Annotated in this window: 28 protein-coding genes; 12 read left to right on the top strand and 16 right to left on the bottom strand. The window is 74.5% G+C overall.

Features of this window, described 5'->3' with window-relative positions; translation table 11 throughout:
• Window positions 1-511 (bottom strand): MFS transporter (locus ABZ914_RS09580; RefSeq protein WP_500192591.1); only part of this gene is annotated, 511 nt, incomplete at its 3' end.
• Between the two features lie 85 nt (window positions 512-596).
• On the opposite strand from ABZ914_RS09580, the gene ABZ914_RS09575 reads away from it, so the two are divergent.
• The gene (locus tag ABZ914_RS09575) at window positions 597-1,046 is read left to right on the top strand and encodes a MarR family winged helix-turn-helix transcriptional regulator (RefSeq protein WP_500192590.1); all 450 of its coding nucleotides are present in this window, start codon (window positions 597-599) and stop codon (window positions 1,044-1,046) included.
• A 4-nt stretch (window positions 1,047-1,050) separates the two neighbouring features.
• On the opposite strand, the gene ABZ914_RS09570 is transcribed toward ABZ914_RS09575, so the two are convergent.
• Together ABZ914_RS09570 and ABZ914_RS09565 are read right to left on the bottom strand one after the other, a co-directional pair.
• Window positions 1,051-2,727 carry a multicopper oxidase family protein gene (locus ABZ914_RS09570; protein WP_500192589.1) on the bottom strand — a complete coding sequence of 559 codons (1,677 nt, stop codon included), beginning with the start codon at window positions 2,725-2,727 and terminating at the stop codon, window positions 1,051-1,053.
• A complete protein-coding gene (locus ABZ914_RS09565; RefSeq protein ID WP_500192588.1) occupies window positions 2,720-3,232 on the bottom strand; it encodes a hypothetical protein in 513 nt (170 codons plus the stop codon). The genes ABZ914_RS09570 and ABZ914_RS09565 overlap by 8 nt, the downstream gene beginning before the upstream one ends.
• Window positions 3,233-3,361: 129 nt before the next feature.
• Between ABZ914_RS09565 and ABZ914_RS09560 the strand changes: the two genes are divergently transcribed.
• A complete protein-coding gene (locus ABZ914_RS09560) occupies window positions 3,362-4,264 on the top strand; it encodes a LysR family transcriptional regulator (protein WP_500192587.1) in 903 nt (300 codons plus the stop codon).
• Window positions 4,265-4,270: 6 nt separating this feature from the next.
• Here ABZ914_RS09560 and ABZ914_RS09555 read toward each other — a convergent pair whose 3' ends face one another.
• Window positions 4,271-4,525: a hypothetical protein gene (locus tag ABZ914_RS09555; RefSeq protein WP_500192586.1), complete on the bottom strand. Its 255-nt coding sequence runs from the start codon at window positions 4,523-4,525 to the stop codon at window positions 4,271-4,273.
• Window positions 4,526-4,631: 106 nt separating this feature from the next.
• Here ABZ914_RS09555 and ABZ914_RS09550 point away from each other — a divergent pair, with 106 nt between their 5' ends.
• Genes ABZ914_RS09550 through ABZ914_RS09540 form a run of 3 tightly spaced genes read left to right on the top strand, consistent with a single transcriptional unit; the run spans window position 4,632 to window position 6,784 of the window.
• The gene (locus ABZ914_RS09550) at window positions 4,632-5,225 is read left to right on the top strand and encodes a TetR/AcrR family transcriptional regulator (protein WP_500192585.1); all 594 of its coding nucleotides are present in this window, start codon (window positions 4,632-4,634) and stop codon (window positions 5,223-5,225) included.
• Window positions 5,222-5,626 carry a GNAT family N-acetyltransferase gene (locus tag ABZ914_RS09545; protein WP_500192584.1) on the top strand — a complete coding sequence of 135 codons (405 nt, stop codon included), beginning with the start codon at window positions 5,222-5,224 and terminating at the stop codon, window positions 5,624-5,626. Before ABZ914_RS09550 ends, ABZ914_RS09545 begins: the two co-directional genes overlap by 4 nt.
• 51 nt (window positions 5,627-5,677) lie before the next feature.
• On the top strand, window positions 5,678-6,784 hold the full coding sequence (locus ABZ914_RS09540; protein WP_500192592.1) for an epoxide hydrolase family protein: 1,107 nt from the start codon (window positions 5,678-5,680) through the stop codon (window positions 6,782-6,784).
• Here the strand turns inward: ABZ914_RS09540 and ABZ914_RS09535 are convergent.
• Complete coding sequence (locus tag ABZ914_RS09535) at window positions 6,775-7,641, bottom strand: phosphotriesterase family protein (protein ID WP_500192583.1); 867 nt, start codon at window positions 7,639-7,641, stop codon at window positions 6,775-6,777. The genes ABZ914_RS09540 and ABZ914_RS09535 overlap by 10 nt on opposite strands.
• Window positions 7,638-8,027: a carboxymuconolactone decarboxylase family protein gene (locus ABZ914_RS09530; protein WP_500192582.1), complete on the bottom strand. Its 390-nt coding sequence runs from the start codon at window positions 8,025-8,027 to the stop codon at window positions 7,638-7,640. Before ABZ914_RS09530 ends, ABZ914_RS09535 begins: the two co-directional genes overlap by 4 nt.
• A gap of 66 nt (window positions 8,028-8,093) precedes the next feature.
• On the opposite strand from ABZ914_RS09530, the gene ABZ914_RS09525 reads away from it, so the two are divergent.
• From ABZ914_RS09525 to ABZ914_RS09515, 3 genes are all read left to right on the top strand, one after another.
• Window positions 8,094-8,660, top strand: coding sequence for a CGNR zinc finger domain-containing protein (locus ABZ914_RS09525; RefSeq protein ID WP_500192581.1), 567 nt, complete (start codon window positions 8,094-8,096; stop codon window positions 8,658-8,660).
• An 87-nt stretch (window positions 8,661-8,747) separates the two neighbouring features.
• Window positions 8,748-9,554 (top strand): SDR family NAD(P)-dependent oxidoreductase, encoded by an 807-nt coding sequence (locus ABZ914_RS09520; RefSeq protein ID WP_500192580.1) that lies wholly within the window; start codon window positions 8,748-8,750, stop codon window positions 9,552-9,554.
• 108 nt (window positions 9,555-9,662) lie between these two features.
• Window positions 9,663-11,012 carry an FAD-binding oxidoreductase gene (locus ABZ914_RS09515; RefSeq protein ID WP_500192579.1) on the top strand — a complete coding sequence of 450 codons (1,350 nt, stop codon included), beginning with the start codon at window positions 9,663-9,665 and terminating at the stop codon, window positions 11,010-11,012.
• Between the two features lie 90 nt (window positions 11,013-11,102).
• On the opposite strand, the gene ABZ914_RS09510 is transcribed toward ABZ914_RS09515, so the two are convergent.
• The 4 genes from ABZ914_RS09510 to ABZ914_RS09495 all read right to left on the bottom strand — a co-directional run bounded on the left by ABZ914_RS09510 (window position 11,103) and on the right by ABZ914_RS09495 (window position 14,544).
• Window positions 11,103-12,584: a DHA2 family efflux MFS transporter permease subunit gene (locus ABZ914_RS09510; RefSeq protein ID WP_500192578.1), complete on the bottom strand. Its 1,482-nt coding sequence runs from the start codon at window positions 12,582-12,584 to the stop codon at window positions 11,103-11,105.
• A 1-nt stretch (window position 12,585) separates the two neighbouring features.
• Entirely contained in the window at window positions 12,586-13,158 is a 573-nt protein-coding gene (locus ABZ914_RS09505) for an NADPH-dependent FMN reductase (protein ID WP_500192577.1), read from the bottom strand.
• A 96-nt stretch (window positions 13,159-13,254) separates the two neighbouring features.
• Window positions 13,255-14,031 (bottom strand): ATP-grasp domain-containing protein, encoded by a 777-nt coding sequence (locus ABZ914_RS09500; protein ID WP_500192576.1) that lies wholly within the window; start codon window positions 14,029-14,031, stop codon window positions 13,255-13,257.
• Window positions 14,032-14,091: 60 nt separating this feature from the next.
• Window positions 14,092-14,544, bottom strand: a complete 453-nt coding sequence (locus ABZ914_RS09495; RefSeq protein ID WP_500192575.1) for an ATP-binding protein — start codon at window positions 14,542-14,544, stop codon at window positions 14,092-14,094.
• A 202-nt stretch (window positions 14,545-14,746) separates the two neighbouring features.
• Between ABZ914_RS09495 and ABZ914_RS09490 the strand changes: the two genes are divergently transcribed.
• Window positions 14,747-15,151: a phosphoribosyl-AMP cyclohydrolase gene (locus ABZ914_RS09490; RefSeq protein ID WP_206700012.1), complete on the top strand. Its 405-nt coding sequence runs from the start codon at window positions 14,747-14,749 to the stop codon at window positions 15,149-15,151.
• On the opposite strand, the gene ABZ914_RS09485 is transcribed toward ABZ914_RS09490, so the two are convergent.
• The 3 genes from ABZ914_RS09485 to ABZ914_RS09475 are packed head-to-tail and all read right to left on the bottom strand — an operon-like array spanning window position 15,116 to window position 16,967.
• Window positions 15,116-15,508, bottom strand: a complete 393-nt coding sequence (locus ABZ914_RS09485; protein WP_500192574.1) for an OsmC family protein — start codon at window positions 15,506-15,508, stop codon at window positions 15,116-15,118. The genes ABZ914_RS09490 and ABZ914_RS09485 overlap by 36 nt on opposite strands.
• Window positions 15,509-15,564: 56 nt before the next feature.
• Window positions 15,565-16,302, bottom strand: coding sequence for a hypothetical protein (locus ABZ914_RS09480; RefSeq protein ID WP_500192573.1), 738 nt, complete (start codon window positions 16,300-16,302; stop codon window positions 15,565-15,567).
• Complete coding sequence (locus tag ABZ914_RS09475) at window positions 16,299-16,967, bottom strand: RNA polymerase sigma factor (protein WP_500192572.1); 669 nt, start codon at window positions 16,965-16,967, stop codon at window positions 16,299-16,301. Before ABZ914_RS09475 ends, ABZ914_RS09480 begins: the two co-directional genes overlap by 4 nt.
• Before the next feature lie 223 nt (window positions 16,968-17,190).
• Between ABZ914_RS09475 and ABZ914_RS09470 the strand changes: the two genes are divergently transcribed.
• From ABZ914_RS09470 to ABZ914_RS09460, 3 genes are all read left to right on the top strand, one after another.
• Window positions 17,191-17,727 (top strand): hypothetical protein, encoded by a 537-nt coding sequence (locus tag ABZ914_RS09470; protein ID WP_500192571.1) that lies wholly within the window; start codon window positions 17,191-17,193, stop codon window positions 17,725-17,727.
• Window positions 17,728-17,729: 2 nt separating this feature from the next.
• Complete coding sequence (locus ABZ914_RS09465; RefSeq protein WP_500192570.1) at window positions 17,730-19,886, top strand: bifunctional polysaccharide deacetylase/glycosyltransferase family 2 protein; 2,157 nt, start codon at window positions 17,730-17,732, stop codon at window positions 19,884-19,886.
• 272 nt (window positions 19,887-20,158) lie between these two features.
• A complete protein-coding gene (locus ABZ914_RS09460) occupies window positions 20,159-20,767 on the top strand; it encodes a TenA family protein (protein ID WP_500192569.1) in 609 nt (202 codons plus the stop codon).
• A gap of 96 nt (window positions 20,768-20,863) precedes the next feature.
• On the opposite strand, the gene ABZ914_RS09455 is transcribed toward ABZ914_RS09460, so the two are convergent.
• The 3 genes from ABZ914_RS09455 to ABZ914_RS09445 are packed head-to-tail and all read right to left on the bottom strand — an operon-like array spanning window position 20,864 to window position 24,416.
• On the bottom strand, window positions 20,864-23,185 hold the full coding sequence (locus ABZ914_RS09455; RefSeq protein ID WP_500192568.1) for a heavy metal translocating P-type ATPase: 2,322 nt from the start codon (window positions 23,183-23,185) through the stop codon (window positions 20,864-20,866).
• Window positions 23,186-23,216: 31 nt separating this feature from the next.
• Window positions 23,217-24,161 (bottom strand): DUF8832 domain-containing protein, encoded by a 945-nt coding sequence (locus ABZ914_RS09450; protein ID WP_500192567.1) that lies wholly within the window; start codon window positions 24,159-24,161, stop codon window positions 23,217-23,219.
• A 48-nt stretch (window positions 24,162-24,209) separates the two neighbouring features.
• On the bottom strand, window positions 24,210-24,416 hold the full coding sequence (locus ABZ914_RS09445; RefSeq protein WP_190851256.1) for a heavy-metal-associated domain-containing protein: 207 nt from the start codon (window positions 24,414-24,416) through the stop codon (window positions 24,210-24,212).
• Between the last annotated feature and the right edge of the window lie 190 nt (window positions 24,417-24,606).

Below are 24,606 nucleotides of genomic sequence, written 5' to 3'. Positions count from 1 at the left end.
GCGGGACGGCCGGCGCCGTGGCGCCCACGCCGGCGGCGGCGGACCAGGGGCCGACCGCGCGGGCGCGCACGCGGCCCCCGGCGAAGCCGGTGTTGTTCACGGCCAGCGTCGCGGGGGCCAGCAGGGCGGCTCCCAAGCCCTGCGCGACGCGGGCCGCCACGAGGACTGCGGGGACCGTCGCCAGCCCGCCGGCCAGGCTCGACGCCGAGAACAGCAGCAGTCCGGCGGCGAGCGTGCGGCGGTGGCCGAACACGTCGGCGGCGCGCCCGCCGAGCAGCATGAACCCGGCGAAGGCGAGCAGGTAGCCGTTGACCACCCAGGCCAGTCCGGCGGGCGAGAAGCCGAGGTCGCGGTCGACCGACGGCAGGGCGACGTTCACGATGGACGAGTCCAGGATCACCATGAACTGGCAGGCGCACGCCAGCGCCAGGACGAGCCAGGCGGGTCTCGTGCCGCTGCCGGGCGGGGTCTCGCTCGTGCTGCCGCGGGTGACGGCGCTCTTCGCGGTCATGACGGCTCCTTGGCTAGAATTGGTTATGCGGATAACGTTATCTGCATAATAGTTATCCGCATAACCAACCTGTCAAGGAGCGCCCGTGGAGTTCGACCGAGCCGACGCCCTCAACCAGGCGATCCGCCTGCTGAGCCTGCGCCACCGGGCCAGGACCGCCGAGCTGCTGGCCCCGCTCGGCCTGCATCCCGGCCAGGAGGCGCTGCTGCTCGAACTCGCCCGGACCGGCCCGGTGATCCAGGCGAAGCTCAGCGAGGCGCTCGGCGTCGAGCGGCCCAGCGTCACGCTCATGGCCCGCAAGCTCGAAGCCGCCGGCCACATCCGCCGCGCCCCCGCGCCCGGCGACCAGCGCGCCACCGTCGTCGAGCTCACCGACGCCGGCCGCGCCGTGACCGAGCGGGTCAAGCGGCTCTGGTGCGACCTCGCGGAGGAGACCGTGGCCGGGCTGCCCGCCGCGACCGTGGCGGAGCTGCCCGCCCTCCTCGCCGCCCTGACCGGCAACGTCGACGCCAAGCGCCGCCGCCGCGACGGGTGAGGCGTCAGACGACGTCGAGGTTGGCCATCATCCCCATGTCCTCGTGCTCGGCGTTGTGGCAGTGGAAGAGGTAGCGGCCGCGGTAGCCGTCGAAACGCGCGATGATCTCGACGGCCTCGCCGGGCCTCAGCGCCACGGTGTCCTTGAGCCCGGCGTCGCGGGGCAGCGGCCGCCGGCCCCCGCGCGACAGCACCTGGAAGCCGGCCAGGTGCAGGTGGACGGGGTGGTGGACGTCGGCGACCAGCCGCCACACCTCGATGTCGCCGAGCCGGACGGTGACGTCGGTGCGCGCCGGGTCGAACGCCTTCCCGCCGATCAGCCAGCCGTGGCCGCCGTCCATGCGCCCGGCGCGGAACGAGAAGTCCCGGACCCGGACGGCGTCGGACCGGCGCCAGGACGGCAGGTCGGTGGACAGCACGCGCGGGACGCGGCCGCCGTCCCGGGCCTTGCGCGCGACCCGGAACGCCATGACGTCGCGCGTCCGGCCGGAGCCCAGCCGGTTGGCGATCCGGACGCGGGCGCCGACCGGGACGTCCGAGAAGTCGATGACCAGGTCGTAGCGCTCGGCGGGCGCGATCGGCAGCGTCCGGTGGGCGACCGGCGCCGCGAGCAGGCCCTGGTCGGCGCCGACCTGGACGAGGTCGAGGCGGCGCCCGTCGTCGGTGACCGCCTCCAGCTCGTAGTGCCGGGCGTTCGAGGCGTTCAGGACGCGCAGCCGGTACCGGGCGGCGTCGACCTCGTGCACGGGCCACGGTGCGCCGTTGACCAGGATCACGTCGCCGAGGACGCCCGCGAGGTAGGGCTCCTGGACGCCCGGCCGATCGCGCAGCGAGGGGTCGAGCGCGGGGTAGGCGAGGGCGCCGTCCGCGTCGAACGCCCGGTCGGCGATCATGAGCGGCAGCTCGCGGTGCCCTGAGGGGAGGCCGAGCGCCTCCTCGGCGTCGTCGCGGACGATGTGCAGCCCGGCGAGGCCCCGCCAGATCGCGGGGGCGGTGAAGTCCATGCGGTGGTCGTGGTACCAGAGCAGCGTCGGCCGCTGGTCCAGCGGGAACGTGTAGTCGCGCGTGAGCCGGGTCTCCACCGCCTGGGGGTCGCGCATCCCGCTCATACCGTGCATCCCGCTCATACCGTGCATCCCGCCCATGCCGTGGTGGCCGCCCCGCATGCCCTGCGCGGTGTTCGGCCAGCCGTCCGGCAGGACGAGGTCGGTCGGATAGCCGTCGGACGCCGCCGGTGTCCGCCCGCCGTGCAGGTGGACGACGGTCGGCACGGGCAGCTCATTGCGGTGCCGGACGGTGACGGGACGGCCGCGCCGCGACTCGATCGTCGGCCCGGGGAAGACGCCCTCGTACGTCCAGAGCGGCGTCCGCACCCCGGGCAGGATCTCCGCCTTCGCCTCCTGCTGGGTGATCTCGTACCGGTCGATGCCGCCCGCCGTGCCGACCGGCTTCAGGACGGGCGGGATCGGCAGCGGCGCCTGGAACGGCGGCGGCAGCGGCACCTCGCTGCGCAGTTCGGCGCCGGTGCGCGGCGGGCGGCGGGCCAGCGCGTGCGCGGTGGTCAGGCCGGTGAAGGCCACGAGCCCGAGCGCGCCGCCGATGCTCAGGACATGCCGCCTGGCCAGGCCGCGGGCGCGGTCGCCCCAGTCGGTGTCCGGTCGGTCGGTCTCGTGCTCACTCATCGCCGGTCTCCTGCCGCTCGGCCGCCGCCGTGATCCGCGGCCGCTCGCGCCGGTCCTCCGGCCGCCGTCCGAGCGGCCGCCGTTCGAGCGGCCGGCGCCACACGTCGACGAACTGCACGACGAGCGCGGCGATGGTCGCGACGCCCAGCGGGAGGTGCAGCCACAGCGCGCCGCCCATGCCGGCGAAGTACTGGACGGTCTCGGCCGCGACCAGGGCCAGCGTCGCGAGGAACGGCCCCGCCCGCCGCAGCCTGACCCACACGGCGACCGCCGCGATCAGCTGGACGTAGCCGAGGGACGTGGTGACGTTGGCGCCCGCCTCGTGCAGGCGCAGGCCGTCGTAGTCGCCGCTCAGGAACACCCCGGCGAACACCGGCTGCCCGAAGATCGCGACCACGTGCGCGCTGACGACGGCCCGGAAGGCCCATGCGGACGGTCTCGTCCGTTGTGCGGTCCCGGACCGGGCCGGGACGGCCGGGGGAAACTCGTCGGCCGCGGTGACCATGGCGCGCCTCCTCGCTCTCTCGATGCGCGATCAGCACGACGCTATGACCGACGAGTTATCCTGTCTAAGATCAATATCGCTATGACGCTATGATCCGTGAGGCATGACGGGAGGGCCGTGGATCTCCACATGCTCAGGCAGTTCCTCGTGGTGGCGCGCCTGGAGCACCTCAGCCGCGCGGCGGACGAGCTCCGCGTCGCGCAGCCGTCGCTGAGCCGCACCATCGCGCGGCTGGAGGGCGAACTCGGCACCCCGCTGTTCGACCGGGCCGGGCGGCTCCGGCTGAACGACGCCGGCAAGCTGTTCCGCGGTCACGTCGAACGGGCCCTAGGTGAGCTCGACGCGGGCCGGCGGGCCGTCGCCGAGGCCGCCGGCGCGGGCTTCGGCACCGTCCGGCTGGCGTCGGAGACGTTCCTCACCTTCACCGGGCCGCTCGCCGCGTACAAGCGCGCGCATCCCCACGTCGAGGTCGAGCTCCACCAGATGCCGGCGGCGGACATGGCGCGCGCCCTGCTGGCCCAGGACGTCGACCTCTGCGTGGCCTCGCAGCCGCTCCGCGCCGACGGCCTGGAATCGCTCAAGCTGCTCGACGAGGCGGTGTGGCTGGCCACGCCGCCGGACCACCCGCTCGCGGGCCGCGCCTCCGTGACCGTCGACGAGCTCGCCGGCCAGCCCTTCATCGCCGCCCACAAGGGGCACTGGCAGCGGCGGCTCCTGGACCGGCTGTTCGCGGCCCGCGACCTCACCCCGAAGATCGTGTGCGAGGGGGACGAGGCGAGCGCCATCGCCCAGCTGATCATCGCGGGGCTCGGCATCGGCCTCGTCCCGGACCTCGCCCGGCGCTCGGCCGCGACGGCGCCCGTCGCGTGGATCGCGGTCGAAGGTGCCGACTGCCGCCGCACGGTCACCCTGTACTGGGGCGCGGGCAGCCACCTGTCGGCCGCAGCCCGCCTGATGCGCACCACGCTCGGCGACTGGGACTGGACGTCCCGCGGGAGCGTGATGGCCGCCGACGCCCTGACCGGCGCGTAGCTCCCGTCACCGGGTGCGGCGGCGCAGCGCGGCGTACGCCCGCAGGATCGCCGGGACGAGCACGTACACGACGGTCGGCACGACCACGCCGGTCACCACGAGCGTGCGGACCGGCAGCGACAGCGCGCCCAGCAGTGGCCCTAGCAGGATCTGCGTGGCCATGATCATGAAGTAGACGGCCAGCCAGGTGAAGGCGGCGCGCACGTGGACCGAGGGGGCGGGGGCCGCGGGGCGGATCGGTGCGGTGCTGAGGGGGGACATGCCGTCTCCTTGCGTTCCGGGAAACTCCAACTCGTGAGTTGGAGTTTGCCACGGCCGCGTCCAAATTCCAACCCACGGGTTGGAATTTGGGCGTAGGCTCGTCGCCATGGCATGGGACACCGAGAAGACCAGGCGGCTCATCCTCGACGCCGCGGTCGGCGAGTTCGCCGCCCACGGGCCCGAGGCGGCGCGGATGGACCGGATCGCCGCCACCGCCGGGGTGAACAAGGAGCGGATCTACTCCCACTTCGGCAACAAGCGGGAGATGTTCGCGATCGTGCTGACCACGGAGCTGGAGCGCCTGGCCGAGGCCGTCCCGCTGGACGAGCGGGTCGCCGCCGACCTGGGCGAGTACGCCGGCCGGGTCTTCGACTACCACCGCGAGCACCCGCACTTCGTCCGGCTGCTGCACTGGGAGGGCCTCCACACCGCCGAGGGCGAGCCCGTCGCGGCCGAGGCCGAGCGGACCGCGCACTACGCCGAGAAGATCGCCGCCCTCGCCAAGGCGCAGGCCGCGGGGAACCTGGACACCCGGCTCGCCCCCCAGGAGCTGCTGTACGCGGTGATCGTCCTGGCCGGCTGGTGGTTCGCCACCCCGCAGCTGCGCCGCATGCTGATGCCCGGCCTCGACGACGACCCGGCCGGGCAGCGCGCCGCGCTCGTCCGCCTCGTCCGGATCCTGGGGGACACCGAGCGATGACCACCGCCGAGGAGATCACCTACGCCTGGCGCGCTCCGATCACCGATGACGAGATGGTCGGCCTCGTCCGGTCGCACGGCGGCCGCGCCGTCGCCGGCTGGTGGGACCGGATCCAGCGGTACAGCCTCGGCTGGGTGAGCGCGCGGGACGCCGCCGGGACCCTCGTCGGCTTCGTCAACGTGGCGTGGGACGGCGGCGACCACGCCTTCCTGATCGACACGAAGACGCGCGGCTCATACCAGCACCGCGGCATCGGCACGGCGGTCGTGCGGCTCGCGGTGGAGCACGCGCGAGCCGCGGGCTGCGAATGGCTCCATGTCGACTTCGATCCCGAGCTGCGACGCTTCTACTTCGACGCCTGCGGCTTCCGCCCGACCGACGCGGGCCTGATCCACCTGTGACATCGGCGCGCCGGCGGGACCGGCGCGAGGAGAGGGGTTCCCTTGAGCGGCGTGATCGAGATCTCCGACACCGACCTGGACGAGCTGCGCGCGCGGCTGGAGCGGACGCGGTGGCCGGCCGCCTGGCCCGCCGCCGCGTGGGAGGCCGGTACCGACGCCGGTGAGCTGCGGCGCCTCGTCGCCTACTGGGCGCGCGGCTACGACTGGCGGGCGCACGAGGCCGCCATCAACGCCCTGCCCTCGCACTTCGCGGACATCGACGGGACCCCCGTCCATTACCTGCGGTACGACGGCGAGCGTCCCGGCGCGCTGCCGATCGTGCTGACGAACGGATGGCCCAGCTCGTTCCTCGAAATGACCGGCCTCGCGGAGCGGCTCGCGGCGCCGTCGCGGTTCGGCGGGGACGCCGCCGACGCGTTCACGGTGATCGTCCCGTCGCTGCCGGGGTTCGGGTTCTCGCCGCAGCGGCCGACGCTGGACCGGGAGCAGACGCACGAGCTGTGGCACCGGCTGATGCGCGGCGAGCTAGGCTTCGAGCGGTACGCGGCGCACGGCGGCGACCTCGGCGCCGGCATCACCTCGCGGCTGGCGGAGGCGCACCCGGAGGCGCTGGCGGGCATCCACCTGATGGCGGTCGCGAGCCCCGCCGCCTACGGCGACGTCACGCCCGAGGAGCAGGCGTACCTGGACTCCGTCGCCGCGTGGAGCGCGCAGGAGGGCGGGTACCAGCACGAGCAGAGCACCCGCCCGCTGACGTTGAGCTACGGGCTCGCCGATTCGCCCGTGGGTCTGCTCGCCTGGATCGTGGAGAAGTACCGCGCGTGGAGCGACTCGGGCGGCGACCTGTCGTCGCGGTTCAGCGACGACTTCCTGCTGACCCAGGCGTCGCTCTACTGGTTCACCGGGACGATCTCGACGTCGTTCCGGCCCTACTACGAGTACGCCTCGGGCCTGACGCGGCGGGTGGAGCGCGTGGACGTCCCGACGGCCGTCGCCCTGTTCCCCGCCGACCTCACCCATCCGCCCCGCAGCTGGGCCGAGCGGATCTACAACGTGACCAGGTACACGGCCATGCCGCGCGGCGGGCATTTCGCCGCCCACGAGGAGCCGGAGCTGCTCGCGGACGACATCACCGCCTTCTTCCGCGCCTACCGCTGAACAGCGAACGCCCGGGCCGGGTTCGTCTCGAAAATGGCGGTGGCGGCGTCCTGGCCGAGCTGGGCCTCGACCCGGGGGCGGAGGACGCGGAGCAGGTGCGGCATGCCGGGGGCGTCGGGCGTCGTGGTGTCGCCGCCCATGAGCACGCGGTCGGTGTGACCGGCCTCGACGAGGGCCGCCAGGGAGTCGAACAGCCGCCAGTCGGTCGCGTGGTGCGCGCGGGACGGGCCCTCGAAGCACAGGTAGGCGCCCGCCTCGGCGGCCCGGCGGTGGATCCAGGGGTCGGGCGAGCGGTCGAGATGGCTGAGGATCACCCGGTCCGGCGGGACGCCGAGGGATCCGCAGAGCAGGTCGAGGACGTCGAGGGCCGCGGTCCCCTCCTCCAGGTGGACGCCGATGGGGGCGCCCGTGGCACCGGACGCCTCGGCGGCGGCGGTCATGGTGTGCCGGGCGTGCTCGTCGAGGCCGTGGAAGCCGCCCGCCACCTTGATCATCCCGGCGGGGCCGTCGGTGAGCTCGCGGTGGAAGAGCGCGGCGAGGCCAGGACGGATCCGGGCGAGGAGGTCCGGGTCGTAGTGGACGGCCTGGTGGAGGCCGGTCGCGGCGATGATGTGGACGCCGGTGGCGGCGGACAGATCGGCCAGGTCCCGCTCGCGGCGGCCGAGGCCGTAGGGGGTCCAATGGGCGATCGTCCGGCCGCCGAGGCCCGCGAAGGTCCGGAGACGGGCGGCGGCGCGGGCCGGGTCGTCGAGCTCCTGGCCGGGCAGCCGCGGCGTGCGGAGGAACAGGTGGTCATGGGAGTCGCAGACGCCCAGGTCGGCGGGGTCGACGTCGCCGAGGACGGTCCGGACCCTCATCGGGCGTCGGCCAGGGCCGCGGCGGCGACGCGCAGGCCGGCGAGCGCCTTCGGCACGCCGACGTAGGGCGCGAGGTGGACGAACGTCTCGATGATCTCCTCGCGGGTCATGCCGAGCCGCCGGCACGTCCGGACGTGCCCGGTGAGCTGCGGGTCGACGCCGCCGAGCGCGGTCAGCGCGGCGAGGTTGAGCAGCTGGCGGTCGCGCAGCGACAGGCCGGGGCGCTGGTAGGTGCCGCCGAACAGGCTGGTGACGACCCAGTCGGCGAAGCCCGGCGCGAGGTCCTCCAGCGCGGGGAACGTGGCCTGCCGGGTGGTCTCGTCCTGCAGGACGTCCAGCAGGCGGTGGCCTTCGGCGCGGTCGAGGGTGGCTTCGGTGAGGTCCACGGGCGCTCCTTGTAACGGGTTGGGCGTTACACGTTAGCGTAACGGTCAGGGCGTTACAATCGGGCCATGGCAACGAACGATCCGGCGGCGTTCCGGCTCGACTGCGGCGCGACCTGGCTGAACCTGCTGGCCACGAGGGGCAGGGCGTTCGGCGCGCGGCCGGTCGAGCGCATCCCCGACGTGCCGCGGTTCGCGCACTGGCTCGAAGCCTGCGAGCTGGCCCCGGTCCGTCCTGTAGGGGCGGCCGAGCTCGAACGGGCCCGCCGGCTGCGCGAGGTGCTGCGCCCGATCGCGCTGGCGGCCGTCGACGGCGAGGCCCCGGCGGACGGCGACGTCCAGGAGCTCGCCGGCTTCCTGGACACGGTCGCGGATCCCGTCGTGCTCGCCGTGGACGGGCGGCTCGTCCGGGCCGCGCCGGCCGACGGCGACGCCGCGCTCGCCCGGATCGCCCGCCAGGCCGTCGACCAGCTGACCGGACCGGAGCGGGCGTTCCTGAAGGTCTGCCCCGAGGACGACTGCCGCGGCGTGTTCGCCGATCCCGCGGACCGGCGCCGCTGGTGCCCGTCGCCGTCGTGCGCCAGCCGCGGACGTGTCCGTGCCCTGCGCGCGCGCCGCAGCGCCGAAGGCGGGTAGCCGCGGCTGCAACCGTGATCGGCGAGGCGGGGTTCATGGGGTGCCGCACGCCCGGACGGGGCGTGCGCACCGACGAAGGGAAACCTCATGGACCTGCGCCTCACCGGACGGGTCGCGGTCGTCACCGGCGCCTCGAAGGGCATCGGGCTGGCGATCGTGCGGACGCTGCTGGACGAGGGCGCCCGCGTGGTCGCCGTCTCCCGCAAGCCCGGCCCGGAGCTCGACGCGCTCGCCGGGCCGGACCTGGTGCACGTGGCCGCCGACCTGATGGACCCGGCCGCGCCCGGCCTCGCCGTCGAGCGGGCCGTGGAGGCGTTCGGCCGGCTGGACGTCCTGGTCAACAACGCGGGCGGCCCGCCGCCCGGCGCGGTCATGCCCCGGTTCGGGTTCGGCACGCTGACCGACGACGACTGGCGCGAGGTGTTCGAGTTCAACGTGCTCGCCGTGGTCCGGGCGGTCCGGGCGGCGCTGCCGCACCTGCTGGAGAGCGACGCGGCGGCGATCGTCAACGTGTCGTCGGTGAACGGGCGGCGCCCGGGGCCGATGAACTTCGACTACAACGCGGCGAAGGCGGCGCTGAACAACCTGGCGAAGGGCCTCTCGGAGGAGTTCGGGCCGCAGGGCGTCCGGGTCAACACCGTGTCCCCGGGCCCGGTCCGGACGGCCTGGTGGACCGAGGAGGGCGGCGCGGCCGACGTGATCGCGCAGGCCACCGGCTCGGACCGGGACGCGGTGCTGAACGGCGGCGCGGCGGAGATGATGAGCCTCACGACCGGCCGGATGGCCGAGCCGCAGGAGGTCGCGGACGCGGTGGCGCTGCTGGCCTCGCCGCGCTCGGCGAGCACGACGGGCGCGGACGTGGTGGTCGACTCGGGCTTCCTCAAGGAACTCTGAGTTATAAGCAATCCTGCTTGATGTCAGAAGATCCATCTCTTTGACGTATGGAAACCCGATGACCAGGATGGACGGTGAGCGGCGGGGAGCGACCTGAGAGGGGCCACGATGAGCGCGTACGGGACGGTGCGGGGCGCGGTGCTCGCGCCGGGCGACGACGGCTACGACGCGGAGCGGACCGGCTTCCAGACCGCCGACCCGCACCGTCCCGAGGCGATCGTGGTGGCCGAGGACGCCGGCGACGTGCGCGCCGCCGTCGAGCACGCCGCCGAACGGGGCATGCCGGTCGCCGTGCAGAACACCGGGCACGGCCTCCCGCTCCCCGCCGGCGGCGGCCTGCTGATCGCCACCCGGACGATGACCGGCGTGGAGATCGACCCGGCGGCCCGGACGGCGCGGATCGAGGCCGGCGTCCCGTGGGCTCAGGTCGTCGCGGCGGCCGCCCCGCACGGGCTGGCGCCGCTGAGCGGGTCGTCGCCCGGCGTCGGCGCCGTGTCCTACACGCTCGGCGGCGGGATCGGCCTGATGTCGCGGCGGTACGGCTTCGCGGCCGACCATGTCCGGTCGATCGACGCGGTCACCGCGGACGCGCGGCTCCGGCACGTCACGCCGGAGAGCGATCCGGACCTGTTCTGGGCGCTGCTCGGCGGCCGCGCCAACTTCGGCGTGGTCACGAGCCTGGAGATCGGGCTGCTGCCGGTCGCGCGGCTGTACGGCGGCGGCCTGTACTTCGACGACGGCCTGATCCCCGAGGTGATGGACACCTGGCGGCGGTGGACGGAGACCGTCCCGGACGAGATGACCTCGTCGGTCGCGCTGATGCCGGTGCCCGGCGTCCCGGCGTTCCCCGAACCGCTGCGCGGACGCCACGTCGCCCACGTCCGGATCGCGTACACGGGGGACGCGGCGGAGGGCGAGCGGCTCATCGCGCCGCTGCGGGCGATCGGGCCGCGGCTGGTCGACACGGCCGGCGAGATGCCGTACACCGACTCGGGTCTCATCCACAACGAGCCGCCCGTGCCCATGGCGTACAGGGCGACGAACGCCGCGGTCGGCGCGCTGGACGGCGATCTCGTCCGCGACCTGCTCGACCTGACCGGGCCGGGCGCGCCCGACCGGGCGATCGTGGAGGTCCGGCACCTCGGCGGGGCGATGGCGAAGCCGCCGGCCGTGCCGAACGCGGTCGGCAACCGGGACGCCGGGTACCTGGTCGGCCTGCTGTCCAGGCTCGGCCCGGACGCCAATGGTGTCGACGCCCTGCACGGCCGGTTCGGCGGGCTGCTCGCCGCACGGTCGCGCGGGCAGGTGCTGAACTTCCTGTTCGGCGCGAACGCGACGCCCGAGCAGGTGCGGGCCGCGTACGAGCCGGAGACGTACCGGCGGCTCGCCGAGCTGAAGGCGCACTACGACCCGGCGAACCTGTTCCGCCTGAACCACAACATCCCGCCCGCGAAATAGGGACGCGAGGCCCCGCAAGGCCCCCGCGCCCTCCGGGCCCTCACGCCCAGGACCCCCGTTCCGGACACCGGAGTGGGGGTCCTCGGCGCGTCACTTCCGCAGGGCGCGGCGCGGCAGGAGGAGCGCCGGGACCAGCGCCAGGGCCAGGAGGACGAGCGCGAACGCGTACGTGTGCCGGAACGCGTCCGCCAGCGGCCCGGCGACGGCCTCGTGCGCCCGTGGGCTCAGCCGGTGCACGGCCTGGAGCGCGCCGCCGCCGTCCGGGTCGTCCGGGACGAGGCCGCTCATCAGCGTGGACAGCACCACCGACGCCAGCGCCGTCCCGATCGCGCCGGACGCGGTGTTGACGAGGTTCACCGTGGTGCTCGCGGCGGGCGCCTGCTCGTGCGCCATCCCGCGGGTCGCCGCGGTCATCGCCGGCATCATCGTCGCGCCGCCGCCCGCGCCCATCATCAGCATCGCCGCGCACAGCCCCCAGTACGGGGCGTCCGCGCTCAGCTGGGCGGTGAACAGCCCGAACCCGGCCAGCGCGGTCGTGATCGACACGGGCACGAGCCGGCCCGGCGGGACCCGGTCCACGACCCGCCCGGCGACCTGCATCGCCGTCCCGGAGCCGAGCGCGAACGGGATGCCGAGCAGTCCCGCCACCGTCGCGCTCTCGCCGCGCACCACCTGGAGGTACAGGGGGAGCAGCAGCATCGTCCCGAAGTAGCCGGTCGCGAACAGCGCGAGGGTCCCGGTCGCGGCGGCGAACGTCCGGTCGCGGAACGGCCGCAGGTCGATCAGCGGATGCCGGACGGTCAGCGCCCGCAGCACGAACCCGGCGACCAGCAGCGCCCCGGCGGCCAGCGGGACCAGCACGCGGGCCGAGCCGAAGTCGCCGCGGTCGCCGCCGGTCGTCACCCCGTACAGCAGGGCGGCGAGGCCGGGCGACAGCATCAGCAGGCCGAGGACGTCCAGCGGGGTGCGCGCCCCGGCGGCGTCGCGGGGGAAGACCCGCGCGGCGAGCGCCACGACCGCCGCCGCGACCGGCAGGTTGACGAAGAACATCCACCGCCACGACACCGCGTCGATCAGCCAGCCGCCGAGGACGGGCCCGGCGAGCGGGCCGACCAGCACGGCCAGCCCGAGTGTGCTCATCAGCCGGCCGAGCCGGTCCGGTCCGGCGGCGCGCAGCAGGATCGTCATGCCGACCGGCATCACCAGGCCGCCGCTGAGCCCCTGCACCGCGCGGAACGCGATCAGCGACTCGATGTTCCAGGCCAGCCCGGCGAGCGCCGACCCGGCCGCGAACGCGGCGATCGCCGCCAGGTACAGCCGCCGCGCGCCGAACCGCCCGACCGCCCACGCGGCGGACGGGATCACCGCGGCCAGCGCCAGCGCGTACGCGGTCGCCACCCACTGGACGGTGCCGAGCGGCGCGCCGAAGTCCGCCGACAGCCGGTTCAGCGCGACGTTCACCACGGTCTGGTCCAGCGTGATCATGATCGAGCCGAGGACCAGCACCAGCGCGACCGCCATCGGCCGCGTACCGCGCCCCGCCACCGGCGGCGCCTGCGTCGTCGCCGCCACGTCAGCCGCCGTAGGGCCGGGCCGCGCGGGCGTCGCGCAGCGCGTGGCCCCACCAGGCGAGCTGGTCGAGCATGCCCTTCGCCGCCGCCTCGGCGCCCTCGGCGTCGACGGGGCGCCCGTCCTCGCCGAACCAGTTCCACGGCGCGTGGAAGCTGACCGTGTCGCGCATCGTGACGGCGTGCAGCTCGGCGAAGACGCCGCGCAGATGCTCGACGGACCGCAGCCCGCCGGACACCCCGCCGTACGACACGAACGCGACCGGCTTGGCGCGCCATTCGTAGTAGTGGGTGTCGATCAGGTTCTTCAGCGTCCCGGGGAAGCTGTGGTTGTACTCGCAGGTGATGACGGTGAAGGCGTCGGCCGCCTGCAGGGTGCGGGTGATCTCGTCGAAGCCGTCGGGGGCGGGCGTGCCGAGGCGGCTGGGGGGCGGCGCGTCCGCGACGTCCACCAGGTCCAGGACGAGGTCGTCCCGCTGGGCCGCCTGCTCGGCGAACCAGCGGGCGACGGTCGGGCCGAAGCGTCCCTCGCGGGTGCTGGCGGTGATGACGGCGACGCGTAGAGGTGTGCTTTCCATGGCCCCGACGCTAAGAACGGGCCTACGGGCCGGGCATCTGTCACCCGACTGGTCGACGAGCCGGCCGCATCCGCCTCGGATCCGCGCCCTTCCCTGTCAGTCGGCCAGCCGGACGGGAGCGGTCGTCCATGCGCCGTCGGACGGCGCGGGCGCGCACGCCCGGGCCAGCACGCGCAGGACGGCCTGCGGGTCGCACCCGTACAGGCCCGCGCCCCAGGCCGCGTTCGTCTCCACGACCGCCCACCCGCGTCCCTTGATCAGGCCGACGTCGACGACGATCGCGGGCGGCAGCGGAACCTCGCCCAGGAGCACTTCGGCGTAGGCGCGGGCCTCCGCGTCCCAGGGCGCCTCCCAGCGGCCGTCGCCGGTGAGCGCCAGCTCGCCGTCCCGCAGGTACGGCGACATCGCGACGATCTCGCCGTCCAGCACCTGGCAGCGGTACTCGACCTCCCACTCGACCGGTTCGCCGACGAGGACGGGGGTGTCGCCGGGCGCCGCGTCCGGGAGGTCGGCGGGCGAGCCGTAGACCCGGCCCTCGAAGCCCTTGCGGCCGTCCGCCGGCTTCACGAAGACCGGCCGGACGAGCGACTCACGAACCTCCGCCAATGTCGACATATCTACATTTCGGCGGAGATGTCGTTCCGGCAGGCCGGGCAGCCACGAGGGCGGCGCGTCGATCAGCGCGACGCCGAGCTGCGCCGCGATGACCTCCACGAACGTCGGCTCCCCGTAGAGCGCCACGTCCTGGCCGCGCAGCCGCGCCGGCGCCCGCCACCCGCCCAGGCGTTCCGCCTTCCATCCGGCCCGTCCGGCGGCGAGCCGCAGCACCTTCGAGTCCTCGGAGTAGCGGGGCGACAGGACGAGCGTCGGCATGACGGACCTCCACGGCTGGCGGCAAGGCCGTCAAAGGATGCCGTCATCCACGAGCCCGTGTCATCCGACTTGATCGCAGCGGATGCGCGGGGCGGCGGGGGCGTGGAACTCGGCCCATACCGCCGTGCCGCCGAGGGCGCGGTGCGAGCCCCACGCGGTGGACAGGGCGTCGACGAGCCACAGCCCGCGGCCGTCCTCGCCGCACGGGGCCTCGCGCACGCACGGCGCGCCGCCCGTCCCGCCGTCGTCCAGGACGGTGACGCGCAGCGTTCCGTCGGCGGCGCTGACGATGACGGTCACCCGGCCGCCCAGGCCCGACGCGGTGTGCTCGCACGCGTTCGCGACCAGCTCGTCCACGCACAGCACGATGTCGGCGAGGGCCTCGGCGTCGATGTGCGGCGCGACGCGGCGGACGAACGCGCGCGCCTCCGGGGCGGACCGGGCGACCCCGGGCAGGGTGGTGGTGCCGAGGAGTCGCATGGGACCGCGCGTCCGGACAGTGCCCCGTGTCATCGAATCGCTCCCTCAGGTGAGTGCTCCGGCCAGCATGGGTCCGCCGATGCGGCCGCACAATCGCCTGTGGTGACAAGCCGGGCGCCGCGCATTCGCCGTTTACGCAGATGCACGGCCCGGACGTGCGACGATACGTGCCGGCGCCGACGCGCACGGTGACGGTCGGTTGCCGTCGCACCGGGGGCCCAGGGAGGATCGCGTGGTGAACGAACTCGAAGAGGGAACGCGGCTCGCGCTCGACTTCGGCAAGCTGCGCGCCGTCGCGGCGACCGGCTCGGAGGTCGTGCCGGTCGTGCTGCAGGACGCCGCGAGCAAGGACGTCCTGTTCATCGGCTACGCCAACGAGCAGGCGCTGAAGGCGACGCTGGACGAGCGGATCGCGGTGCTGTGGTCGACGTCGCGCAACGAGCTGTGGCGCAAGGGCGCGTCGTCCGGCGACGTGCTGGAGCTGGTCGAGGTCCGCGTCAACTGCGAGCAGAACTCGCTGCTCTACCTGGTCAACCGGACGACCGGCGGCGCCTGCCACACCAAGTCGGCGTCGGGCGACGCGCGCCCGACCTGCTACTACCGGTCAATCACCGGCGAGGGCGCCCTCCGCCACGAATGACAGGGGCCTGCTCAGCGTCCGCCGGACCGGCGAGCGCTCCACGCGGCGCAGGACCGTCTCGCGGACGCCGGCGGGCGGGGCCGGGTCGAACGCCAGCCGGTAGCGGAAGCGGGTGGCCGTCTCCTGCCGGTCGAGGTCGACGCGCGCCGTGACGGAGACGCCGGGGAGGCCCAGCTCGTCCAGCGCCATGCGGGCGGTCATCGTGATGCAGGCGGCCAGGGCCGCTTCGAGCAGCTCGTGCGGGCGCGGCGCGGTGCCGCCGCCGCGGCCGTCCTTGACCGTGTCCGCGCGGCCGGTGTGCGGGCCCGCCTGGTACTCGACCTGGTAGGGGGACGGGAGCGTCCTTGCGGTGACCATGGCGCGAGACTAGGGCGTGCTGTCCACATTCTGGTAATTGATTCTCATCATGTGGACTACGGGGCGTGCGGGCGGGGCTGGCGGGGACCGTTCCCGCCGCTCCGGCTCTGGCTCTGGTCCTTCCTGCCGCTGTGCGCCGTGTTCGCGCCGTTCCCGTCGCTCTTGCCGCTGTTGCTGCTGCTGTTGTTGCCGTTGCTTCCGCTGTTCCCGTTGCTCGGGTGCGTCTTCTTGGCCTTCGGGGACCTGGTGTTGGCCTGGCCGGGAGGCGTCGTCCGGGCGTGCTGGGGCGTGCCCTTCGGGGACGGGCTCGGCTTCGGATGCCGCGGCGGGGACGTGCGCGGGACGACGGACGAGGACGGCGACGGCGACTGCGGCAGCCGGTCGCCGCGGTGCCACGGCTGCTTCGGCGCGTGGTGGTGGGACGGCGCGGGCGCCGGGGACTGCCCCGGAAGGTGCCCGGTGCTCGCCGCGACCGCCACGCCCCCGCCGAACGCCGCGAGCGTGGCGGCGACCACGGCGACCTTGACCGTCGCGTAGCGGGGCACGGCGGCCCGGCGCGAGCGGCGCGCCGCGGGACGCGCCCGGGCGGCGCGGAAGGCGGCGGCCGCGGCGTCCTCGCCGGCCAGCTCTCCCGGACGCGGCGGACCGGCGGCGGCCGACAGCACCGCGCGCAGAGCGTCATGCCCGTCGGCGGAGCCGCCCGCGGAGCCGTTCGCGGGGCGCGCCGGAGCCCCGCCGAGCAGCCGCTCGGCGGTGCGCTGATCGAGCCGTCGGGCTCGCTGATGGTCGCTCATCTCACCCCTTCAGCGCCCGTACCGCCGCTTTTGTCACCTCGGGCGGCGGGCAGCGAGCCCGCCTGCGGCGCCGGAACGGTCCCGGAGACCGCGGCGGCGGACCCCGCGAGCCGCTCGGACAGGCGGCGCAGGCCCCGGTGGGCGGCGGTGCGGACCGCGCCCGGCCGCTTCCCGAGCACCTTCCCCGCGGACTTGGCGTCCAGTCCCACCACCACGCGCAGCAGCACCGCCTCGGCCTGGTCGCGCGGCAGCCCGGCGATCAGCCGCAGCGCGTCCTCGGTGGCGATGCCGTCGAGGGCCAGCGCCTCGGTGTCGGCGGGCGCCGCGAGCGTGAGCAACTCCTCGGCGGGCGCGTCGGTGGCCGGGCGGCGGGACCGGCGGCGCAGGTGGTCCAGCGCGCGGTGCCGGGTGATCGTGGCGGTCCAGCCGCGGAACCCGTCGATGTCGCCGCGGAAGGTGGGCAGGTCGCGGGCGATCTGCAGCCACGCCTCGGACGTCACGTCCTCGGCGTCCGCGCCGACGAGCGCGCCGGCGAAGCGGATCAGCCGGGGCTGGACGTCGCGGTAGAGCACCCGGAAGGACTCCTCGTCCCCTTCCTGGGCCGCGCGAAGAGCGCGGTCGAGGTCGTCCTCGCCGCCCGCACCCTCCTGCCGCGCTCGCGTCACGTGCGTCATTGTGCAGGCAATTCAGGTGTGGTGTGACATGTACGAGGTGCTCGGCGCTGACCGTTCTGAACGGCCGCTCGCCGGAGCGCGTGCGGCGGTCGTCCCCTGATGCGAAGTGATGGACGCCATGATCCGCGATTTGCCTGCACACCGGCACGGCCCGGACGAGGGATCCGGCGCTGCGCCGGGCGGCGCCGGGTTCCCGGACCATGCCGCGACCCCCTTGCGCACCGTGCCCCTGACGCGGGCCGTGTCCACGACGGCCGCCCTGCCTCCGGACGGCGTGTTCCCGGACGGTCCCAGGGCCACCGCGCCCGATGGGGCGCCGGTGTTCATGGACGCGACCGGGCGGCGGCACCGGCTGGCCCGGCGGATCGGGCTGCTGGCAGGAGCGCTGCTCGTGGTCTTCCTCGGCGCGCTGGGCATCGGGGCGGCGACGGGCGCCGCCGTGCCGGGGACGCCGTGGAACGCGCCGTCCACGCATCCCGGTGTGGGCGGGCACCAGCCGGCCAGCGCGCGCGCCGGCAAGTCGAGCACGGTGGCTGAGCCTGGCGGGGCGTCGCCGAGCCGGCGACCGCGCACCGTCCCGTCGGGGGCGTCGCCCAAGGCGCCCTCCGCGACGTCGAAACCGGTGACGACGGCCGCGCCGTCCGCGTCGTCCGCGCCCAGCGCCAAGCCCTCGGCCACCACGTCCACGAGCCGGCCGGGCAACTCCCACGCGAGCCCGCCCGCGTGGGGGCACACCAAGAAGCCGGCCTGAGCATGCGGCGAGGCGAACCGCGGGGCCACTGGGTCCTGCTGCTCCTCGGCGGCCTGGCGCTGACCGTCCTGCTGCTGCTGGACGGCTACGCGCACGGCGCGGTCGGCGAGGCACCGCGCAAGGACCCCGCGCACCCCGTCCCCGCGCCGTCCGCGATCACCTCCGGCGGACCGGTGCTCAACATGGCGGGCGGGACGCCGCACTCGCTGCGGACGCCGGCCAAGACGATCGCGCTGACCTTCGACGACGGCCCCGACCCGACCTGGACGCCGCGGATCCTCGACGTCCTGCGCCGCCACGGCGCGCACGGCACCTTCTTCGCCGTCGGCGCGCACATCGCCGAGAACCCGGGGCTGACGCGCCGCATCCTGCGCGAGGGCAACGAGATCGGCTCGCACACCTACACGCACGTCGACCTCGCCACCGCCCCCGCCTGGCGCGCGCGCCTGGAACTCGACCTCACCCAGCGGGCGCTCGCGGGAGCGGCCGGGGTCCACACGCGGCTGATGCGGATGCCGTACTCCTCCGTCCCGGACGGCCTGACCGCGCCGGAGTGGCGGGCGGCCCACCGCGCGGGCGCCGACGGCTACGTCGTCGTGCTCACCGACCGCGACACCGAGGACTGGCGGCGGCCCGGCACCGCCGAGATCGTCAAGGCCGCGCTCGCGGCCGAGCGGCGCGGCCAGGGCGCCGTCGTCATGCTGCACGACGCGGGCGGCGACCGGGCGCAGACCGTCGCCGCCGTCGAGCAGATCATCGACCGGCTCCAGCCGCAGGGCTACCGCTTCACCACGCTGTCGCAGGCGATGCGGATGCCCGCCGCCGACATCGCCGTCCCGGGCCGGGAGAAGGCGATCGGCTGGACGCTGGTCGCCGCGCAGCGGACCGCGTCCGCGCTCACCGGCTGGCTGGGCGCGCTGTTCGGCGTGGCCGGAGCCCTGTACGTGCTGAGGCTCGTGCTGCTGCTGGTGTTCGCGCACGTGCACGTCCGGCGCGTCCGGCGGCCGTCCGGCCGGGGGGCGTCCCGCCGGGCGCCGCCGGCGGGACCAGTGCCGCCCGGGCCGTACCCGGACATCTCCGTCATCGTGCCCGCCTACAACGAGGAGGCCGGGATCGCGGCGACGGTCCGCTCGCTGCTCGACACCGACTATCCGGGCGCGTTCGAGGTGATCGTGGTGGACGACGGGTCGTCCGACCGCACCGCCGCGATCGTCGAGGGGCTCGCGCTGCCGGGCGTCCGGCTCGTCCGCAAGCCCAACGGCGGCAAGCCCAGCGCCCTGAACGCGGGCGCGGCCGTGGCGCGCGCGGAGATCCTCGTGCTGGTCGACGGCGACACCGTGTTCCAGCGCGACACCCTCCGGCACATCGTCGGGCCGCTCGCCGATCCGCGGGTCGGCGCGGTGAGCGGCAACACCAAGGTCGCCAACCGGGGCGGGCTCCTCGGCCGCTGGCAGCACATCGAGTACGTGATCGGCTTCAACCTCGACCGCCGGATGTTCGACGTGCTGCAGTGCATGCCGACCGTCCCGGGCGCGATCGGCGCGTTCCGCCGCTCGGTGCTGGCCCGCGTCGGTGGCGTCCCCGCCGACACCCTCGCCGAGGACACCGACCTCACCATGGCGATCTGCCGGTCCGGGTACCGCGTCGTCTACGAGGAGAAGGCGATCGCCTGGACGGAGGCGCCGTCGTCGCTGCGGCAGCTGTGGCGGCAGCGGTACCGCTGGTGCTACGGGACGATGCAGGCGATGTGGAAGCACCGCCGGTCGCTGGTGGAGCGCGGCCCGTCCGGCCGGTTCGGCCGCCGCTGCCTCACCTACCTGGCGGTGTTCCAGGTGCTGCTGCCGCTGTTCGCGCCCGCCGTCGACCTGTTCGCGCTGTTCGGGCTGGTCTTCCTGAACCCGGTGGAGCCCATCCTGCTCTGGGCCGGGTTCGTCGCGGCGCAGACGGCCGCGGGCGCGTACGCGCTCTGGCTGGACGGGGAGCGCGTCCGCCCGCTGTGGGCGCTGCCCCTCCAGCAGTTCGTGTACCGGCAGCTCATGTACCTGGTCGTCGTCCAGTCGGTGGTCACGGCGCTGCTGGGGTCCCGGCTCGGCTGGCACACGATCCGCCGCACCGGCACGTTCTCCGACGTCCCTCCGCAGCCCGTGTCCGCCCGCTGACGGAATCCGATCCGGCGGGCGGGAACAATCCCGGGGGCCCCAGGGGTTACACATGACAGCCGGTGTGCCTGGTGTCCCCGGGCCTCACCTATCGCCTTCACGGAATACCGTCCGGCTGGAGCCGTGTTGAGCCTTTCGCCGAGAGGCGACCCGCACACCGGTGCTTGACCAGGGCCCCGCCGGGCCGCAAGACCCGGCGGGGCCTGGTCGTGTCCAGGACGGGGACCGACGCCGGATCCGCCCGCGTCCGGGGGGATGCCAGACTGGCCCGCATGAGTCTCGCGGCGCATCTGGAGGAGCTCGGCCGTCCGCTGGTCGAGGAGCAGCTGAAGCACCCGACCGTCGCCGGCATCGCGAACGGCGACCTGGACGAGACGGTCTTCCGCTCCTGGCTCGAACAGGACTACCTGTTCCTGCACGACTACGTCCGCGTGTTCTCCCGGCTCGCCTGGCAGGCGCCGTCCGCGCACCTCGGCGATCTCGTCGACCTGGCGCACGCGACCTACCACGACGAGCTGGACCTGCACCGGTCGCTGTCCGCGGAGTTCGGCGCCGACCTGGACGGCGCCCGCAAGGGGCCGGCCTGCGCCGCCTACACCGCGTTCCTGCTGGACAGCGCCGCCGCCTACGGCGACGGGCTCGCCGCCCTCTACCCCTGCATGTGGGGCTACTCGACGCTGGGCGCCCGCCTCGCCGAGGACCCGCCGGCGGAGCCGCGCTACCGCCGCTGGGTCGACACCTACGCCGACCCCGGCTTCGCGGAGCTGACCCGCCGCATCGCCCAGATGATCGACGAGTCCGGCGCCGACCCCGCCCGCGCGGAGCGCCTGTTCCTGGAGGGCATGCGCCACGAACTCGCCTTCTGGGACGTCCCGCTCTAGCCCGCGAGGCCCGCGGATCCCCTGCGACCGTGCGGGTTTCACATGAAACAGCGAGCGCGCGGCCCCCGGCCGGGGACCGCGCGCTCATCGGCGGTGTCAGTGGGCCGCCCGGACCTCCCGGCGGGCCGGGACGGCGGCCGCCGGGGACGCCGCCGGGTCGCCGTTCAGCGCCTTGAACCGGCGGAGCCGCAGGCTGTTGCTGACCACGAAGACCGAGGAGAACGCCATCGCGCCGCCCGCGATCATCGGGTTGAGCAGCCCGGTCGCCGCCAGCGGCAGCGCCGCCACGTTGTAGGCGAACGCCCAGAACAGGTTGCCCTTGATCGTGCGGAGCGTGCGCCGGGACAGCCGGATCGCGTCCGCCGCGGCCCGCAGGTCGCCGCGGACCAGGGTGAGGTCGGACGCCTCGATCGCCACGTCCGTGCCGGTGCCCATCGCCAGGCCGAGGTCGGCCTGGGCGAGCGCGGCGGCGTCGTTGACGCCGTCGCCGACCATCGCGACCGTCCGCCCCTCGCCCTGCAGGCGCTTGACGACGTCGACCTTGTCCTGCGGCAGGACCTCGGCGATGACCTCCTCGATCCCGACCGCGTCGGCCACCGTGCGGGCGACGGTCTCGCTGTCGCCGGTGAGCAGGACGGGCCGCAGCCCGAGCGCCCGCAGCTGCGCGATCGCCTCCGCCGAAGTCGGCTTGACCTGGTCCGCGACGGTGATCACCGCGCGGGCCTCGCCGTCCCAGCCGACCGCGACGGCGGTCCGGCCGAGGGCCTGCGCCTCCGCCATGGCCCGCTCCAGGGCGGGGGTCAGGTGCTGCGACCACTCGGCGAGCAGCTGCGGCCGGCCGACGAGGACCCCGTGCCCGTCGACGACCCCCTGCACGCCCAGGCCCTCGACGTTGGCGAAGTCCTCGACGGTGCCCAGCGTTCCCACGCGCTCCGTCGCGCCCTTGGCGATGGCCTGCGCGATCGGGTGCTCGGACGCGTTCTCCAGCGCCCCCGCCAGCCGCAGCACCTCCGCCTCGTCCGCGCCGCCGGCGGTGTGGACGTCCACCAGCGCCATCCGGCCGGTGGTGACGGTGCCGGTCTTGTCCAGCACGACCGTGTCGATCCGGCGGGTCGACTCCAGCACCTCCGGGCCCTTGATCAGGATGCCGAGCTGCGCGCCGCGCCCCGTCCCGACCATGAGGGCGGTCGGGGTGGCCAGGCCGAGCGCGCACGGGCAGGCGATGATCAGCACCGCGACCGCCGCGGTGAACGCCCCGGCGAGGCCGGAGCCGGTGCCGATCCAGAAGCCCAGCGTCGCGACGGCCAGCGCGATCACCACCGGGACGAAGATCCCGGAGATCCGGTCGGCGAGCCGCTGCACCTGCGCCTTGCCGGTCTGCGCGTCCTCCACCAGCCGCGCCATCTGCGCGAGCTGGGTGTCGGCGCCGACCCGGGTCGCGCGGACCAGCAGCCGCCCGCCCGCGTTCACCGTCGCGCCGACCACCGCGTCGCCCGGCGCGACCTCCACCGGGACGGACTCGCCGGTCAGCAGCGACGCGTCCACCGCCGACGACCCCTCGGTCACCACGCCGTCCGTCGCGATCTTCTCGCCCGGACGGACCACGAACACGTCGTCCACCGCGAGCTGCTCGACCGGGATGCGCTCCTCGCGCCCGTCGCGGACGACCGAGACCTCCTTGGCGCCCAGCTCCAGCAGCGCCTTGAGGGCGGCGCCCGCGCGGCGCTTGGACCGCGCCTCGAAGTAGCGGCCCGCGAGGATGAACGCGATGACGCCGGACGCGGCCTCCAGGTAGATGTTCATCGACCCGTCCGAGCGGGTCATGGAGAACTCGAACCCGTGCTTGAGGCCGGTCTCGCCCGCGGTGCCGAAGAACAGCGCCCACAGCGACCAGCCGAACGCGGCGAGCGTGCCGACCGACACCAGCGTGTCCATCGTCGCGGCGCCGTGCCGCAGGTTCGTCCACGCGGCCTTGTGGAACGGCCAGCCCGCGTAGACGACGACCGGCGACGCCAGCGTCAGCGACAGCCACTGCCAGTTGTCGAACTGCAGCGCCGGGACCATCGCCATCGCGATCACGGGGACCGCGAGCACGACCGACATGATCAGCCGCTGCCGCAGCGTGGTGAGCCCGTCGTCGGGCTCGTCCTGCTCGCCCCGCGCGTCCTCGCCCTTGGGCGGGGCCGGCAGCTCGGCGGTGTAGCCCGCCGCCTCGACGGTGGCGACCAGGTCCTCCGGGGACACCCCGGCGGGGTACTCGACCCGGGCCTTCTCGGTGGCGTAGTTGACCGTGGCGGTGACGCCCTCGAGCTTGTTCAGCTTGCGTTCGATGCGGTTGGCGCACGACGCGCACGTCATCCCGCCGATCGCCAGCTCGATCCGCCCGGATTCCGCTTCTGGCACGGCGCCGGTGGTCATCGCTCCTCCTTCGCTTCGACCGTACGGGATGTCAGTGGGTGTGCTCGCCGTGGCCCTCGCCCTGGCCCTCGTCCGGCTGGACGGGCGCGGGCGACGGCCCCGCCGTCGCGGTGAACTCCGCCGTGCGGACCTTGCCGCCGTGCTGGAAGTCCAGGTAGAGCCGGTACGTGCCCGCGCTGGGCGCCTCGGCGTAGAAGGTGATGTCGGGTCCCGGCTTCGTCCTGCCGTCGCCCGGCTCGCCGTCCGGGTGGACGTGCAGGTAGGCGAGGTCGCCCTGGCGCAGCGCGACCAGGTGCCCGTAGGCCTCCAGGTACGGCTCCAGGTCGGTGACCGGCTTGCCGTCCTTGCTCACCGACAGGGTCAGCTTGCTCGACCTGCCCGGGGCCAGCGCGCCGGCGAGCCGCACCTCGTAGCCGTCCACCTTCGCGACCTGCTCGGGCCCCGGCAGCGGGACGGGCTGGAAGTCGCCCGCGGCGGCGACGTCGACGCCGAGCGTCAGCGCCTCCTTGGCGCCCTCCGGCTGGACGTCGGTGAAGAACCGGTACGCGCCGGCCTTGGGCAGGACGACCGCGACCTCCCACACGCCGCCGCCGACCTCGGTCGGGTGCAGGTGCTGGAAGCCGGACAGGTCGCGGCGCGCGATGATCAGGTGCAGCCGCTTGCCGTGCAGCGGCGTGAACCTGGTCACGGGCCGGCCGTCCGGGCCGTCGATGGTGAACCGGAAGTCGGTCCGCACGCCGGGCCGCACGTCGGTCGTCCGCGGGTGCAGGGTGTAGCCGCCCTGGCTGACCTGCAGCCCGCCGGGGACGGCCGCGGCCGCCGCCGTCCCGCCGTGGGACCCGTGCGAGCCGTGCCCGCCGTGCTCGCCCTCGTCGGCCTTGCCGACCGGGCCGGCCGCGGTGCCGATCGCGGCGGCCCCGCCGAAGACGACGGCCAGCGCCGCCACGTAGGCGCCCAGCTTGGTCGCGGTGTTCATCGTCCTTCACTCCACTCGTCTCGGCCCTGGTTCGCAGGGCGGCAGGCGTCAGGCCTGCAGGGCGTATCCCGCCTCCTCGACGGCGCTCTTGATCAGGGCGTCGTCGACGGGGGCCTCGCTGGTGACGGTCACCTGGCCGGTCTTGAGGTCGACGTCGACGGCGGTGACGCCGGCGACCTGCTCGACCTCCTCGGTCACGGAGGCGACGCAGTGGCCGCAGGTCATCCCGGTGACGGTGTAGGTGGCGGTGCTCATCTCTCGTCCTCCCTCATCGTGTACCCCCTGGGGGTATCTCGGTGGCCTCATGGTGCCACAACGCCGATGCCCCGCACAACCCGTACCCCCTAGGGGTTATTTCGAGATCCGGGTCACAGCGCGCCGCGCGGAGTTATCCACACCCTGTCCCGAGGGCCTCGCGGGGCGGGGCGCGGCGATTTGTCGATAT

The organism is Spirillospora sp. NPDC046719 (genome assembly GCF_040645715.1).
Taxonomy (GTDB): Bacteria; Actinomycetota; Actinomycetes; order Streptosporangiales; family Streptosporangiaceae; genus Spirillospora.
The sequence above is the reverse complement of the archived record's forward strand: the minus strand, read 5'-3'. Positions and strand labels throughout refer to the sequence as shown.